This window comes from Pseudalkalibacillus sp. SCS-8 (assembly GCF_040126055.1).
In the GTDB taxonomy this organism is placed as follows: Bacteria; Bacillota; Bacilli; order Bacillales; family Fictibacillaceae; genus Pseudalkalibacillus; species Pseudalkalibacillus nanhaiensis.
Genome location: NZ_CP143541.1, coordinates 2,197,237 through 2,212,822, shown reverse-complemented (window position 1 = coordinate 2,212,822; position 15,586 = coordinate 2,197,237). Strand labels below are relative to the sequence as shown.

Sequence of the window (15,586 nt, the reverse complement as noted above, 5' to 3'; positions counted from 1 at the left end):
AATTTTTCAAAAAAAGGTTTTAATTTTTTTCAGCGGGGTATATAGAAACTACAACACCTCTATACCCCCTAACCCCTTTCTTAAGTGAGCCTAGTGCTTGCTTCTTTTTTTGTATCTGGAAAGATTAAATTATCCTTAAACGTCATATTTGCGCTTGGACCACTATTCAGCATAAAATGAAGGTATGAGGGTATTGGAAAGGGTGTGACAGAATGAATATGAATTTTAACTTCTTTATGAATGATGTAGTGGCAACGGCCAGAAGTGAAGCGAAAGAAGCAGGCTTTGAAGAATTGACCACACCAGAAGAGGTTGAGGCGGCATTTGCGAAAGAAGGCACGACTTTGGTGCTCGTCAATTCCGTTTGTGGATGTGCTGGCGGAATCGCTAGACCTGCAGCTTCTTATGCACTTCATAAAAGTGATGAAAAGCCAGATCATGCAGTAACGGTCTTTGCTGGCCAGGATAAAGAAGCGACAGAAAAAGCACGTTCTTACTTTACGGGTTATCCACCATCTTCTCCGTCGTTTGCTTTACTTAAGGATGGAAAACTGTTGACGATGGTTGAACGTCATGAGATTGAAGGATCTGAACCGATTGAAGTCGTTCAGAAGCTGCAAGAGGCTTTCAAGCAATACTGCTAAAATTGCAAAAAAGACGTCATCAAACTTTCAGATATGATGGCGTCTTACTTTTTTAAGCAAGATTGTTTTAAGAAAGCTTATCTTTTCTTGACAATATTTTTAGATTGCTATAAAATAAAATCCTGTCACCACATATTACAGTTTGCGTCCATAGTGAAATGGATATCACACGAGATTTCGGCTCTCGTATTCTGGGTTCGAATCCTGGTGGGCGCGCCATCTACATACGAGTTCAAACTCTGCTATTTTCGTAGCAGAGTTTTTTTGTTTAACTGAAAATCAGTACGACCCAATAGTATAACAAGAATAATGTAACAACTAGGGTGAGTGGAATAACCACCAAGGATACGCTCAAATAATCCTTCCACTTCACTTGGATGTCATTCTGTCGTAGAATGTGCATCCAGATTAGCGAGGCGAGTGTCCCGATAGGCAATAACAAGGATCCGATGTCGCTACCGATAATACTTGCAAGATACATGGTTTTTAATGTTAATGGATCGAGATTCAATTCAGTCAATGTGATTGTACCGACTAGTAATGCAGGATGGTTGTTGAATAGGTTTGAAAGCAGGGAAACTAATAACCCCATCAAAAGACTTGCTTCAAAGAGGCCTTGTTGGACAATCGGCTGGCTGAGTTCTACTAGAAATTCAATCAATCCTGAATTCTTCAATCCAAATATGATGACATACATCGAGAAAGCAAATATGAAAATTTGCCATGGCGTCTTTTTCAATAGATCGAATGGAGGTGTGCGTAGGTGGTACCATCTCCACCCTAATAGAACAAGGGATCCGTTTACGGCAACCAGTTCAATTGGGATGCCGAAGTAAGAGGCTAGAAATAAGGAACAGCGTAAAACGAAAACAAAGAGAAGGATCTTCAGCATGAATCGTGTCCGTTGTTTTTTGGTTTCGATTGTGATTTTACCTTTCAAAGGGTGGAAATTCCTTGTGAAGAAAATCTGTTCCATATCATACTTGGTATCAGGTAAATGTTTCGGTAGCTTCTTTTTTACCAGGGCATACATCAACCAAGACATGAATAATAAACCTGCCATGGCTGGAACGAACATCATAGCGGTGTGCATATAGAGTGTCATATGAACAATATCCAATGCAATCAGGTTGACGATGTTACTTACACCGATGGGCGCACTGGATGCTGTTGCAATAAGCGCTCCTGATAAGAGGTAAGGGATTTGCTGGTGGGCTTTCAATTGGAGGTTTTTAAGTAGTAGAATTAAGATCGGAGTCGTAATAAGTATACTTCCATCATTATTAAACAGAATGGTCATTAAGAAGCAAAGAAGCTGGATGTACCAGTATAACCTATAACCAGATCCTTTTGATAATGTCGCTAATCTCGAAGCAGCCCAATGAAAGAATCCAAAGCTTTCAAGGACAACCGCCATGACAATCGTGGCAATGATGGTAATGGAGGCACCGCCTATTTTATTGAGGATTTCCAATGTGTCTCCAAGGGAAACAACACCTGTGAATAAAATAATGAGTGCTCCAATTGCTGCTGGCCAGGCTTCATTAATACCCCTTGGCCTCCACATAATGAGGATTGTCGCAAGAAGAAAGATTGATATTGAGATCATGATGTCAGTGCTCATTATAGAACATGTCCTTTCGTTATATCTTTCAGTACGAGCGTTGCTTGTCCGATATTATATGCATGGTCTCTCATAACGGTCTATTACGAACGTCTATTCATGAATACAAATGGACAAGGGAAATATAGGCGATAGAACCAATATAATTGATCTATTAGTACAGATGTCTAAGGGCAGAAAGGGGAAAGTATGAAATTTCATATAGGGTATCGTACGATAAAAACAGCTATAGCAACCCCGATCGCCATCCTGATCGCACAGGCTTTACAACTGGAGTTCTACATATCTGCAGGCATATTGGCGATTTTATGCATAAAAGTTACGAAGAAGAGATCCATCATCAGTTCTTGGGAGAGATTTGCAGCTTGTCTTATCGGCATCGTCTTTGCCTTTGTGTTCTTCGAGGGGATTTCCTATCACCCGATTGTCCTCGGATTATTGTTGTTGATCTTCATTCCTACCATGGTAGTTCTCAAGTTGAAGGAAGGCGTCATAACAAGCTCTGTCATCATCCTTCACTTTCTTATGTATAAGGAATTCACTTTTGAGATCGTTTTGAACGAAATCGGCATCATCGTCATCGGAATTGGAATTGCATTGATCATGAATCTTTATATGCCCAGCTTGGAGAATCAATTGATTACGTACCAAAAGGAAATAGAAGAACAATTCCAAACCATTTTAAGAGAGTTTGCTGAATTTCTAAGAGTTGGGGAAAGCAATTGGGATGGAAAGGAAATCGTTGAGGTTGATAAGATGATTCAGCAGGCTAAGAGCTTAGCTTTCCGAAATGTTGAGAACCATCTTACACGACACGAGGATCTGTATTACAACTATTTTAAAATGAGAGAGAAGCAATATGAGATTTTAGGTAGGGTAATGCCGATCATTACGTCCATTGATAAAGCCTATGTGCAGAACTTTCGGATTGCAGACTTTTTGGACGATCTTGCAGATGCCATTCATCCGGGGAATACGGCGCAGAAATATTTGGACGAACTGGAGGGTATGCGAAGTGCATTTAAAAGCATGGAGCTTCCAAAGGATCGAAAGGAATTTGAAACGAGGTCTGCGCTTCATTATTTTCTGATGGAAATGGAGCAATACCTGATTTTAAAACGGTATTTTAAAGCGCGAGATGAGTGATAAACAGAGAAGCCAATTGGCAAACTAACCTTAAAAGATCCAAGGAGGTGGTTTGCGGATGGGACTTCAAGCATTGGTATTCACGACATTTTTGATGATGGTCTCACCGATCTGGCCTTTAGGTGAGAACCCGTTACCAGGAGACCCCTACGTTATTGTAAATAAATCCAATAATACTTACTCTTACATTGAGTACGGGAAGATCGAAAAGGTCGGGCGAGTGGCCACCGGAAAATCGAAGAATCTAACGCCCGAAGGTGAATTCACGATCGTCGTAAAGGCGGAGAATCCATATTATCGAAAAAAAGATATCCCCGGGGGAAGTCCTGACAATCCGTTAGGTTCACGTTGGATCGGATTTGATGCAAAGGAGACGGATGGGCGGATCTATGGATTACATGGCACGAATACCCCTGAAGCAATCGGACGGTTCATCACGGCTGGTTGTGTCCGATTCTCTGAATCGGATATTCAGTGGCTTTACGAACGTGTCCCTCTTGGTGCAAAAGTGTTGATTGTGGATACTGATCGTTCGTTCGACGAAATCGCTGCTGAGCGGAACGTACTTCAGTAAAACAGATAAAAGGCGAAAAGGAAATGCATCCTTTTCGCCTTTTTTACATTTAATTGTATCGCTATAATGAATCATTTTTGATTGAGCTAGCGCTGTTTATCAATCAGAACATGAAGGCGACGTTCGCCAAGAGTGAGATGAACATAGCGATAATCATCACATATATCATGATTCTCATCCATTTGTTTCGCATTGAAAGACCTCCTACAACTGTCTCATCCTATTGTACAAAGAATTAAAGAGTGGGACAAGCGCAAAGAATGTCGATATTTTTCATGATGTGGCAGGAGTTAACCGCTTACATAGAGAAGTGAAGTAAGTGGCAAACATGATTTGTTAAAGGAGGCCTCTAGAATGGAACAGGATCAAGATTTCAATAAATTGTATGAAGAGTGGAAAGAAACGACGAAGAAATTGATGGAAAGATTTCCAGAGCGCAAGGATGCGTTTCAGACATCGTCGAGCATACCTGTAGAGCGGTTATATCTGCCTGAAATGTTAGATGAAAAATATATCAATCAACTTGGATTCCCTGGTCAATATCCTTATACAAGAGGAATTCAACCGACAATGTATCGAGCAAGGCATTGGACGATGCGTCAATATGCTGGATTCGGATCAGCAGTAGAGACGAACCGCCGTTTCCATTACCTTCTTGAACAAGGTCAAACAGGACTCTCTGTCGCTTTTGACCTGCCGACCCAAATCGGCTATGACTCTGACCATGCTATGTCAAAGGGCGAGGTAGGTAAAGTTGGGGTAGCGATCGACTCCCTCGAAGACATGGAAGCGTTACTTAAAGATATCCCTCTCGATAAGGTCAGCACATCGATGACAATCAATGCACCAGCAGCTGTCTTATTAGCGATGTACATTGTTGTTGCAGAAAAACAAGGGATCGCACCAGATAAGATAGCGGGTACTATTCAAAACGATATCCTGAAGGAATATATCGCAAGGGGAACGTATATTTTCCCGCCGAAGCCATCCATGCGTCTTATCACGGATATCTTTGCTTATTGCTCTGAACACGTTCCGAAATGGAATACAATCAGTATTTCCGGTTATCACATCCGTGAAGCTGGAGCAACAGCAGCTCAAGAGCTCGCCTTCACAATTGCAAACGGCAAGGCTTATGTTGAAGCTGCACTGAAAGCGGGACTCGACATTGACCAGTTTGCACCTAGACTTGCCTTTTTCTTCAATGCCCATAACGAATTTTTTGAAGAGGTTGCTAAGTTCAGGGCAGCAAGAAGAATGTGGGCAACGATTATGAAGGAGACTTATGGTGCGAAAAAGCCGAAAAGCTGGCAGCTTCGATTCCATACCCAGACAGGCGGATCCACTTTGACCGCTCAGCAGCCGGATAACAATATCGTCCGGGTAACGGTACAGGCCTTGTCTGCGGTATTAGGAGGCACGCAAAGCCTTCATACGAATTCCAGGGATGAAGCACTTGCCCTCCCGACAGAGGATTCTGCCCGAATTGCATTAAGGACCCAACAAATTCTTGCACACGAAAGTGGAGTAGCGGATACGGTCGACCCGCTAGCAGGCTCTTATTATGTTGAATCTTTGACGGATTCCCTAGAGGAAGAAGCGAATGCTTATCTTCATAAGATCGAAGAATTAGGCGGGGCGGTAGCTGCGGTAGAGCAAGGATATATGCAACGTGAAATCCATCACACCGCATACGAAACACAGAAATCCATCGAGAAAGGTGAACAAGTCGTCGTCGGCATGAACGCCTTTCAATTAGACGACGAACCGAAGCCCGAGCTTCACAGGCTTGATCCAGAATTAGCAAAGAATCAGAAAGAGAAATTGAAAAAGGTAAGAGACAACCGGGATCAACAACGAGCGAGCGCTCAGTTAGAATCGCTTCGTCAAGCAGCTCAAGGAACGGATAACCTCATGCCTCATATTGTGGAATGCGTGCGATCTTATTGTACGATCGGTGAAATTTGTGGGGTATTACGAGAAGAATTCGGAGAGTTTACTGGAGTCTAGGAACGATCTATGGATAAGTAAACGAGAAATCATCAATGGATAGACACCCCATATAAGGGTAAACGGAGGTATGATATATGCAGAAGAAAATACGAGTACTCATTGCAAAACCAGGGCTGGACGGTCATGACCGCGGTGCCTTGATCATTTCTCAAGCGTTACGGGATTATGGAATGGAGGTCATCTATACAGGATTAAGGCAAACACCTGAACAGATCGTTGCTTCAGCTATCCAAGAGGACGTCGACGCAATTGGTTTATCTTGCCTTTCCGGTGCCCATAATGAACTCTTTCCAGAGGTTGTCCAGGGATTAAAGGATAATGGTGCTGATGACATCATCGTCGTAGGTGGTGGAGTCATTCCATGGGAAGATATCCCTTACCTTGAAGAGCAAGGTGTGATGAAAATCTTCACTCCAGGCACCCCATCCGTAGAAACTGCAAAATACATCGAGCAGGCGGTGTACAAACGAGATGGGATCAAGGACCGAGAACCAGGAGAGCTCATCGATCGAGTGGATCATATCGGAATTGCCGTCAAATCGTTAGATGAGTCACTTCCTTATTATTTGGACACACTTCAATTAAAGCTCGAAGGTATTGAAGAGGTTGATACGGAACATGTCAAGGTCGCTTTCATCAATGCTGGCAATGTTAAGCTTGAGTTGTTGGAACCGACATCACCAGCTAGTTCCATCCAGGCTTTTCTCGATAAACGTGGACAAGGCATTCATCACATCGCCCTCGGTGTGAATGATATTCAAGAGCGAATCGACGAAATGAAACGAAAAGGAATCCAAATGATTCATGATACTGCGAAGCCAGGAGCTGGAGGTGCATCCATAGCCTTTATGCACCCGAAATCAACTGGTGGAGTCCTCTATGAATTATGTGAGAAACCATTGAAGGAGCGTTTGTAATTATGGACATCTATGATAAAATCAACGAACTTTATGACCGCCGAAGGACAATTGAATTGGGCGGTGGTGACGAACGTATTGAGAAACAACATGAAAAAGGGAAATTGACTGCACGGGAGCGTATCGACCTTCTACTAGATAAGGATAGCTTCGTGGAAATCAATCCCTTCATAGAACATCGAAGCTCGGATTTCGGTATGGATAAGAATGAAGCGCCTGGTGAAGGTGTTGTGACAGGTTATGGGACGATCCACGGGCGATCGGTTTACCTATTTGCCCAGGATTTCACCGTATTCGGTGGTGCATTAGGCGAGATGCATGCTCAAAAAATCGCGAAGGTGATGGATTTAGCGGCTGAAAACGGTGCTCCATTCATTGGACTGAATGATTCCGGTGGAGCAAGGATCCAGGAAGGTGTCGTTTCATTAGATGGATATGGACAAATTTTCTACAGGAATTCGATCTATTCAGGAGTCATCCCGCAAATTTCAGTCATACTAGGTCCGTGTGCAGGAGGAGCCGTATACTCCCCGGCAATCACCGATTTCGTTTTCATGGTCGAACAGACGAGTCAGATGTTCATTACCGGTCCTAAGGTCATCGAAACTGTAACCGGTGAGAAAATCAGTTCAGAGGATCTTGGTGGGGCAAAAGTACATAGTTCAAAGAGCGGAAATGCCCACTTCACTGCACCATCAGAAGAAGAAGTGTTGGAGAATGTCAGAAAGCTCCTCGATTATCTTCCACAAAACAGTGAAGAACGTCCAGAACCGAAGCAAGTGGATGATGAATCAGATTACCGGGAAAACCTTGCAGACATCGTGCCTTTTGAAACCATTCGCCCTTACGACGTAAGAAATGTTATTGTAGAAGTCGTGGATGAAAATTCATTCTTTGAAGTCCATAAAGACTTTGCGAAGAACGTCGTTGTCGGATTCGGAAGGATAAATGGTGAATCTGTCGGGTTGATTTGTAATCAACCGAAAGTGATGGCAGGGGGATTGGATATCGATTCCTCAGATAAAGTAGCTCGTTTCATACGTTTTTGTGACAGCTTCAACATCCCATTGATTACGTTTGAAGACGTAACAGGGTTCTTTCCTGGCATCAAACAGGAGCATGGAGGTATCATAAGACACGGGGCGAAAATCCTTTATGCCTATTCAGAAGCGACGGTCCCTAAGATCACGGTGATTACACGCAAAGCATATGGCGGTGCGTATGTGGCTTTGAATAGTAAGTCGATTGGTGCAGACCTTGTTTTCGCGTGGCCTAATGCAGAGATTGCGGTCATGGGACCTGAAGGAGCAGCGAATATCATTTTCGCGAAGGAAATCAATAACAGCGAGGATCCAGAAAAAACGCGTCAGGAAAAAATCGAGGAGTACCGGGAAAAGTTTGCGAACCCTTATGTTGCTGCTGCTCGCGGGATGGTCGATGATGTCATCGATCCAAGAGATACGCGTATAAGGCTGACCCAAGCCTTACATATGCTCCGGAACAAAAAAGTGCATCGCCCATACAAAAAACATGGCAATATACCATTGTAATGAACCAGAAGGAGAGGAATACGGATGATTAACCAAGAACGTATCGTGGAAGAATTTCTGGAATTGGTGCAAATCGATTCTGAAACAAAATACGAAGAAGAGATTTCAAAAGTCCTAAAAAAGAAATTTTCTGATTTAGGTTTGGAAGTCGTGGAAGATGATTCGAAGGAACGGACAGGACATGGAGCAGGAAATCTAGTATGTACCCTTCCTGGAAATCTTGATCAGGCAGATGCGATTTATTTCACTTCACATATGGATACCGTTGTACCAGGGAAAGGTGTAAAACCATCCATTGAAGATGGGTATGTAAAAACGGACGGAACGACGATTCTAGGTGCGGACGATAAAGCTGGCCTCGCGGCAATGCTCGAAGCGATCAAAGTATTGAAAGAACAGGACGTCCCACACGGAAAAATCCAATTCGTCATTACGGTTGGTGAAGAGTCTGGACTAGTAGGAGCGAAGGAGCTCGACTCCTCACTAATCGATGCTAAGTTCGGCTTTGCTCTTGATTCCGATGGTAAAGTAGGAAATATCATCGTTGCTGCTCCCACACAAGCTAAAGTGAAGGCAACCATTGAGGGAAAGACTGCCCATGCTGGTGTCGCACCTGAAAAAGGAGTATCAGCGATCACGATTGCGGCAAAAGCCATCGCGAAAATGCCTCTCGGAAGAATTGATGAAGAAACGACAGCAAATATCGGCCGTTTCCAAGGCGGAGCTGGTACAAATACCAATATAGTCATCGATCATGTTGAAATACTGGCAGAGGCACGTTCGCTTGTCCCTGAAAAAATGGAAGCGCAAGTGAAGAAGATGAAGGAAGCCTTTGAGCAAACAGCTGAAGAAATGGGCGGAAAAGCTCATGTCGATATTAATGTCATGTACCCAGGCTTTAAGTACGATCATGGGGATCATGTCGTTGAAGTTGCCAAACAAGCTGTTGAAAAGCTTGGCCGGAAGCCGGAGCTACAGAAGAGTGGTGGCGGTAGTGATGCGAACATCATCGCTGGATTTGGCATTCCGACCGTCAATCTCGCTGTCGGGTATGAAGAGATCCATACAAAAAATGAACGGATGCCGATTGAGGAACTAGTGAAAACATCCGAATTGGTCTTCAATATCATTCAAGAAGTAGGCCAAATTAAATAATAGGGTTTCAAAAGGGTTGACCGCTTATAGGTGGTCAGCCTTTTTATATTTAGGTACAATGGTGGTCATGGAAAAGGCTTATTAAAAATTTTATTCATGTGAATATATTCGATATTTCCTTCTATAGTGCTACTCAAATTATGGGTGTCACCATCGAATTTTGTAAAATAAGCATTGAAGGGTGTCGTTTTTTACATAATATGTTAATATTAAACTACCTTTTAATGCCTATTAATAGAAAAAGAGAAAGCGAGGCGTTGGTAGTGAGTTTATCAAATTTACATATCATGATGAATTATTTGAGAGGGACGTACAAGGTACTCGAAGAGGAGTGGCAGAAATCAGCAAGGAGCATCGGTTTGACGCAAGCCGAACAACATGTATTGTGGATCGTTCAACTTGAACAAGAGGCTACAATCACTCGAATTGCGTCTATTGGGCTTTGGGATGTATCAACTGTCATGCAAGTTATCACACGTTTAAAGCAAAAAGGTTATATCACCCTAGTAAAAAAGGATGCCGACCGACGCGTTTCGTATGCGGTTCTTACTGAACTCGGAAAGGAAAAGTTCCAGGAGTCCAAGGAATTTTCGTATAAACTTTATGACTATCTAGAAAACTATAGTCAATTATCAAACGAGAATTCAGAGTTTCTTGAAAAATTGATGGAATTCCATCGCGATCTGAATAAGCATTTTCATGGGACAGAATTCATTGATTGGGCGGAAAAGACAGCGAAGACACTTAAAAAGGGGAGCTAATGCAACGCACATCCCTCCTTTTCACTTGGAGAATCTCGATTGGAGAGGACGTTGAACTCCAAAGCTTCAATGACCATTTCGATTGAAATTCCAGTCTTTTTGGATAGATCGTGTATCGTGGGGGAGCGATGATGTTCTTTCTTCACTTGTTCGATGATGAGCAGAATTCGTTCACGGAACACAGGATACGGCGTTAAAGAATAATGTCGAATGCGATTATACATTCTTAATGCCTCCTCCCTCTTGATATACGTCTATTTTATCATAGAAAGATAGAATATTCAAAAAATTCTAACTATAATAGTATTGCCGAATTGGTTCGAGGAGTTATGGATCATGTTGAATAAGGTCAAAACAGCAAGAATCATCTTCCATATCGATATGAACAGCTTTTATGCCTCTGTAGAAAGCGCTGTTAATCCTGAGTTGAGGGGAAAACCGCTTGCCATTGCAGGGAATGTAGAAGAAAGGAAAGGGATTGTCGTCACAAGCAGTTATGAAGCACGGGCTCAAGGGGTGAAGACGACGATGCCGGTCTGGGAAGCGAAGAAGAATTGCCCGGACCTTATCGTTATGCCGCCTTCTTTTGATCGATATCGAGAGGCATCTGAACAGATGTTCAATTTGCTGTTTGAATATACTGACTTGGTCGAACCGATTTCAATTGATGAAGGGTATATGGATATGACCGAGGTAGCGACTCAACGATCCCCGGTGGATATCGCGAAGGAAATCCAGCAAAGGCTGTGGGAAGAGCTTCATTTACCATGCAGCATCGGAATTGCACCGAATAAATTTTTAGCGAAAATGGCCTCCGATATGAAAAAACCTCGTGGCATTACCATCCTGCGGAAACGTGAATTACCAGAGAAGCTATGGCCCTTGCCAATTGAAGAAATGCATGGTGTAGGAAAAAAGACGATGGAAAAATTCCATCAACTCAATATTTATAAAATCGGTGACTTAGTTGAGGCAGATCAATTCGAGATAAAGGTAAAGCTTGGTCGGAATGGAGAGAAGCTCTGGCATCGCGCAAGAGGAATCGATGACCGGCCAGTCGATCCGGATGCATCAAGCGAATTCAAATCGATTGGCACATCTACCACTTTACCTAAAAACGTAAAGACCGTGGAAAATGCGAAGCAGGTCTTGAATAGTCTTGCTGAATCATTGGAGAAACGTTTAAAGCGTAAGAATGCGATGACCACTTCCATTCAGCTCACCATCCGGTATGCTGACCGAAAAACGGTAACGAGAAGTCAGACATTCTTAAATCCTGTTCAAAGAAAAGAAGAACTCAAACAGATCGCATATGGACTCTTCCAAAAGCATTGGAATGAGGAACCAGTCCGTCTATTAGGGATAACAGCAACGCAAATCGTCGATCGACAAGAGGCGACGATGCAATTGGATTTATTTTCTTATGAAGACCATACGAAAGATGAAAAGCTTTATGAAACGATGGATCGAATCCATACAAAATATGGAGACAAGTCCATCCGTAGAGGGATAGAGAAAAAGGGGGATAAAAAAGATGGAAGTAAAGATGAAGTTGAATGAGATGAAGGAAAGCATTGGAAGCGTGTTAATCGGTAAAGAGGAAAGCGTCGATCTGATCATGGTTGCCTTATTAGCGAAAGGACATGTCCTTATGGAGGATGTCCCAGGGACAGGAAAGACCATGCTCGCAAAGAGTATTGCCCGATCGATCGAAGGAACATTCAGGAGGATCCAATTCACTCCGGACGTTCTCCCTTCAGATGTGACAGGGATCCAATACTTGAACCCGAAAACGAGAGAATTTGAAATGAGATACGGACCTGTCATGACCAATGTGCTGCTCGCAGATGAAATCAACAGGGCAACACCAAGGACGCAATCCAGCTTATTGGAAGTCATGGAAGAACGACAAGTCACCATCGATGGTCATACAGAACCATTACCGACCCCACTAATCGTCATCGCAACTCAGAACCCCATCGAATCTCAAGGAACATTTCCGTTACCAGAAGCACAACTGGATCGTTTCCTGCTAAAGATCAATGTCGGCTATCCAACGTTGAATGAAGAACAGCAAATCATGCGTGCCTATAGGTTGGAAGAACCGATTGACAATTTGAAGCCTGTTTTCACCACTGATGAAGTCGTCCAAATGCAATCGATGATCAGAAACGTCCGTCTAAGTGAAGATATCGAACAATATGTCCTATCCATCATCCATGAAACGAGACAATCAAAATATGTAGAGGTCGGTGTCAGCCCAAGAGGGACGATCGCTTTCATGCGTGCCTTACAAGCATTTGCCTGGCTGAATGACCGGGATTATGTCATCCCTTCAGATGTGAAAAAGCTGGCACAACCTGTTCTTGCTCACCGTATCGTATTATCTCTGGATGGTGAATTGAGAAAGACGAACAAGGATGTTATTGCTTCTATACTTGAAGATATTGAAGTTCCTGTAGAGGATGGGGCTGTGCACAGATGATCTGGCGTAAGTCCATCCTAAAGGGGAAGACCCAAGGATATTTATCCGCTGTTTCAGTCCTTCTTCTCTTTGTTTCAATTTACCTTGGATCTGTTTCACTGTTTTCTGTCGGCGTTTTAATCGGAATCAGTCTGCTTCTTTCTTCAAAATACCTTAACATCAGTTCAGAAAGTATTCATTATCACAATGAAAAAAGAACGTACAGGATGTTTGCAGAAGATGAAGAAAAGTGGCAGCTCAAAGTAACGAACAAAAGCCGTTTCCCAGTCATCCATACAAATGTGCATTTTCAAATGAACTCGGTCGTTACGATTGATAAAATCAAACCGACTGCTGAATGGAAAGGATTTAACGAATATACATTACCTCTCGTTTTCCAGCCTAATGAGACTAAAACGCTCCAAATCCCTGTGAAGGGTCAGAAACGAGGAGTAGCAAAGCTGTCCAAGTTTGAACTGCAATTTAGCGATGTATTCAATTTTGAACAGGTGAAGCTTTTGAACGATCGACTCGTCAAAACGGAATTCATCGTATATCCTTCGTTACTCCCTGTAGAAGGGGTCGACCAAATCGTTAGGTTTAATCAAGGTGAACGCCCGTCTCAAGCCTCCCTATATGAGGACCAAAGCCTGATCGTCGGAACAAGGGACTATGAGCCAGGTGATTCTTTTCAACGAATCCACTGGAAAGCGAGTGCGCGTAAGGATACGTTTCAGACGAAAATTTTCGAGAAGACGATCAATCAAAATTGGACGATCCTGCTGAATGTCCAGCCAAATCGCCAGCTCGCAGCCAAATATGGAGAAATTGAGTTATCAGAAAGACAAATCAGTTACGCTGCATACCTATGCCAATTTGCAACCCAGCATAATATTCCTTTTGATATGTATGTCAACATCAAGACAAAGGGGAGGATCCCTTATCTCCATCTCGAGAAGGGCGAAGGAAAACAGCAATTAATTAAAGGGTTAGAGCTCTTATCCAGATTGAATCTCAATAGTGTGAAAATACCGATGCATCGTTTGTTGTCGTTATATGAGAGCTGGAAGTCGAACGCTACGACAGTCATCATCATTGGGGACACGTCCACAGATGAGGAAGTTTATGAACGATGGAGGAAGAAAGGCACAGACGTCTATACCTTGAATATTGGGGAAGCCCATGCTTCGTTGGCAGGGCTTGAACGAAGGAGGGAAACGTCATGAAGGCTGCCTCAGATATTCGTTTTAGATGGCTCCAATATTCAATGGACGTGGTTCTCATCCTATTATTGTCAACGTGGGTTTTCGCCCCGTTCAACCGTAATGAGTACCTGTCAGTTTTTCTATTATTATTGATTGGTTCAATTATTCTTGAGCTTCTGTTCCGATGGATAACCGTGACAACAGGGAAAGTGCTGTTCTCCCTTCCACTGATCATTTTTATCGGTTGGTTGCTTGGTATTGATTGGTTTCTGATTTTCGTTTTAACCGGCTTCATCGGCTGGCGTTTCACATCACATTATACAAACCGTGATATCGGTCAAGAATCAGCCATCCTTTTGATTTCCTGCTTGAACGGTCTCCTGATCTATGTCGTCTATCAGTCGTTGAATTCATTACCGGTCGTCTTTACATTGATTGTGATTCAGCTCGTCCTTTTTGCAGCCGTCCGGATTTCTCGTACTCTAGCAAAAAGTGTACATACCGGGAAAGAAGTGAACAGTTGGTTGGTAAAGTTCTTGCTTCTTATCGGAGGCTTGACAGCCGTTTTCGTTTTTACCTTCCCGTGGATTGAATCACTTTTTAAATTTCTTGCCTACTGGGGTGGGCGAACGATTGCCTTTATCATGTATGTGCCGCTCCAGATCCTATATTACTTGATTTCGAAAATTGAGGGAGATCGAGTAACTGAAGATACCGAAAGCGGAGACGATGAGGACTCTGACGTTTACAAAGAGGAGATTTTGCAGCAAATATCCAATGAAACCGGCGGGGACTTATTGACATACGTATTGGTTACTCTATTGTTCCTTTGTCTAATTTGGTTCGGAATCAAATATTTCAGAACAAAACTGACACGTGCCGATTCTGTGGCAGTGGGTGGTGTCCTTGAGAAAAGTGCTTTCATTGGTACCCCTTACACGGGAGAAGCCGTTTATAGTTCTAGTAAAGGTTCGGCCAATAAAATTCGAAAGCAACTCTTCCGACTGGAAAGGAAATTAGCTTCATATGAATTAGGACGTGCACCTCATGAACCTGTAATGGAGTGGCTCAATCGAATTGAAGCTCCGTCTAACCTTACTGAATCGATCAACCGCATCTATCAAATTGTGCGATATGGAGAAAAGGAAGTCTCTGATGAGGAAGAAAAACGATACGTCAATGCAATCGGTGAACTGATTGCCTGGGCGAAAGAACGCAATAAAGTACTGAAGAAGGAAAGGAAGAAGGAGGACTCCTAATGAGTCCTCCTTTTTTAGGTGCACAATCTATCCTCACCCAAAACGAAGAAAAAGCTGAGATGAGGGCAAGATAGAGACGCTATCCTCACCCAAAACGGAGAAAAAGGAGAAATGAGGGTAAGATAAAGGCTTTATCCTCACCCAAAATAGAGAAAAAGGAGAAATGAGGGTAAGATAAAGGCTTTATCCTCACCCAAAATAGAGAAAAAGGAGAAATGAGGGTAAGATAAAGGCTCTATCCTCACCCAAAATAGAGAAAAAGGAGAAATGAGGG

The 15,586-nt window shown here is 42.9% G+C and carries 15 protein-coding genes and 1 tRNA gene; 13 read left to right on the top strand and 3 right to left on the bottom strand.

Annotation, left to right across the window (positions count from 1 at the left end; genetic code table 11):
* Positions 1 to 212 precede the first annotated feature (212 nt).
* Positions 213 to 644, top strand: a complete 432-nt coding sequence (locus V1497_RS11570) for a BrxA/BrxB family bacilliredoxin (RefSeq protein ID WP_349407707.1) — start codon at positions 213 to 215, stop codon at positions 642 to 644.
* 144 nt (positions 645 to 788) lie between these two features.
* Positions 789 to 863 (top strand) — tRNA-Arg (locus tag V1497_RS11565).
* Positions 864 to 912: 49 nt separating this feature from the next.
* On the opposite strand, the gene V1497_RS11560 is transcribed toward V1497_RS11565, so the two are convergent.
* Positions 913 to 2,268 (bottom strand): arsenic transporter, encoded by a 1,356-nt coding sequence (locus V1497_RS11560; protein WP_349407706.1) that lies wholly within the window; start codon positions 2,266 to 2,268, stop codon positions 913 to 915.
* A gap of 189 nt (positions 2,269 to 2,457) precedes the next feature.
* Here V1497_RS11560 and V1497_RS11555 point away from each other — a divergent pair, with 189 nt between their 5' ends.
* Positions 2,458 to 3,414 carry an aromatic acid exporter family protein gene (locus V1497_RS11555; protein WP_349407705.1) on the top strand — a complete coding sequence of 319 codons (957 nt, stop codon included), beginning with the start codon at positions 2,458 to 2,460 and terminating at the stop codon, positions 3,412 to 3,414.
* A 58-nt stretch (positions 3,415 to 3,472) separates the two neighbouring features.
* Positions 3,473 to 3,988, top strand: a complete 516-nt coding sequence (locus V1497_RS11550) for a L,D-transpeptidase (protein WP_349407704.1) — start codon at positions 3,473 to 3,475, stop codon at positions 3,986 to 3,988.
* A 103-nt stretch (positions 3,989 to 4,091) separates the two neighbouring features.
* On the opposite strand, the gene prli42 is transcribed toward V1497_RS11550, so the two are convergent.
* Complete coding sequence (prli42, locus tag V1497_RS11545; RefSeq protein ID WP_349407703.1) at positions 4,092 to 4,181, bottom strand: stressosome-associated protein Prli42; 90 nt, start codon at positions 4,179 to 4,181, stop codon at positions 4,092 to 4,094.
* Positions 4,182 to 4,342: 161 nt separating this feature from the next.
* Between prli42 and V1497_RS11540 the strand changes: the two genes are divergently transcribed.
* The 5 genes from V1497_RS11540 to V1497_RS11520 all read left to right on the top strand — a co-directional run bounded on the left by V1497_RS11540 (position 4,343) and on the right by V1497_RS11520 (position 10,384).
* Positions 4,343 to 5,998, top strand: a complete 1,656-nt coding sequence (locus V1497_RS11540; RefSeq protein ID WP_349407702.1) for a methylmalonyl-CoA mutase family protein — start codon at positions 4,343 to 4,345, stop codon at positions 5,996 to 5,998.
* Positions 5,999 to 6,075: 77 nt separating this feature from the next.
* A complete protein-coding gene (gene mce / locus V1497_RS11535; protein ID WP_349407701.1) occupies positions 6,076 to 6,918 on the top strand; it encodes a methylmalonyl-CoA epimerase in 843 nt (280 codons plus the stop codon).
* Between the two features lie 2 nt (positions 6,919 to 6,920).
* Positions 6,921 to 8,468, top strand: coding sequence for an acyl-CoA carboxylase subunit beta (locus V1497_RS11530; protein ID WP_349407700.1), 1,548 nt, complete (start codon positions 6,921 to 6,923; stop codon positions 8,466 to 8,468).
* Between the two features lie 24 nt (positions 8,469 to 8,492).
* The gene (locus V1497_RS11525; RefSeq protein WP_349407699.1) at positions 8,493 to 9,623 is read left to right on the top strand and encodes a M20/M25/M40 family metallo-hydrolase; all 1,131 of its coding nucleotides are present in this window, start codon (positions 8,493 to 8,495) and stop codon (positions 9,621 to 9,623) included.
* Between the two features lie 263 nt (positions 9,624 to 9,886).
* A complete protein-coding gene (locus V1497_RS11520; RefSeq protein WP_349407698.1) occupies positions 9,887 to 10,384 on the top strand; it encodes a MarR family transcriptional regulator in 498 nt (165 codons plus the stop codon).
* Here V1497_RS11520 and V1497_RS11515 read toward each other — a convergent pair.
* Complete coding sequence (locus V1497_RS11515; RefSeq protein WP_349407697.1) at positions 10,381 to 10,608, bottom strand: hypothetical protein; 228 nt, start codon at positions 10,606 to 10,608, stop codon at positions 10,381 to 10,383. The two genes, V1497_RS11520 and V1497_RS11515, sit on opposite strands and share 4 nt — an antisense overlap.
* Positions 10,609 to 10,720: 112 nt before the next feature.
* Between V1497_RS11515 and V1497_RS11510 the strand changes: the two genes are divergently transcribed.
* The 4 genes from V1497_RS11510 to V1497_RS11495 are packed head-to-tail and all read left to right on the top strand — an operon-like array spanning position 10,721 to position 15,312.
* Entirely contained in the window at positions 10,721 to 11,944 is a 1,224-nt protein-coding gene (locus tag V1497_RS11510) for a DNA polymerase IV (protein ID WP_349407696.1), read from the top strand.
* A complete protein-coding gene (locus V1497_RS11505; RefSeq protein WP_349407695.1) occupies positions 11,919 to 12,869 on the top strand; it encodes a MoxR family ATPase in 951 nt (316 codons plus the stop codon). The genes V1497_RS11510 and V1497_RS11505 overlap by 26 nt, the downstream gene beginning before the upstream one ends.
* The gene (locus tag V1497_RS11500; RefSeq protein WP_349407694.1) at positions 12,866 to 14,074 is read left to right on the top strand and encodes a DUF58 domain-containing protein; all 1,209 of its coding nucleotides are present in this window, start codon (positions 12,866 to 12,868) and stop codon (positions 14,072 to 14,074) included. The genes V1497_RS11505 and V1497_RS11500 overlap by 4 nt, the downstream gene beginning before the upstream one ends.
* Entirely contained in the window at positions 14,071 to 15,312 is a 1,242-nt protein-coding gene (locus V1497_RS11495; protein ID WP_349407693.1) for a DUF4129 domain-containing protein, read from the top strand. The genes V1497_RS11500 and V1497_RS11495 overlap by 4 nt, the downstream gene beginning before the upstream one ends.
* The last annotated feature ends 274 nt before the right edge of the window (positions 15,313 to 15,586 follow it).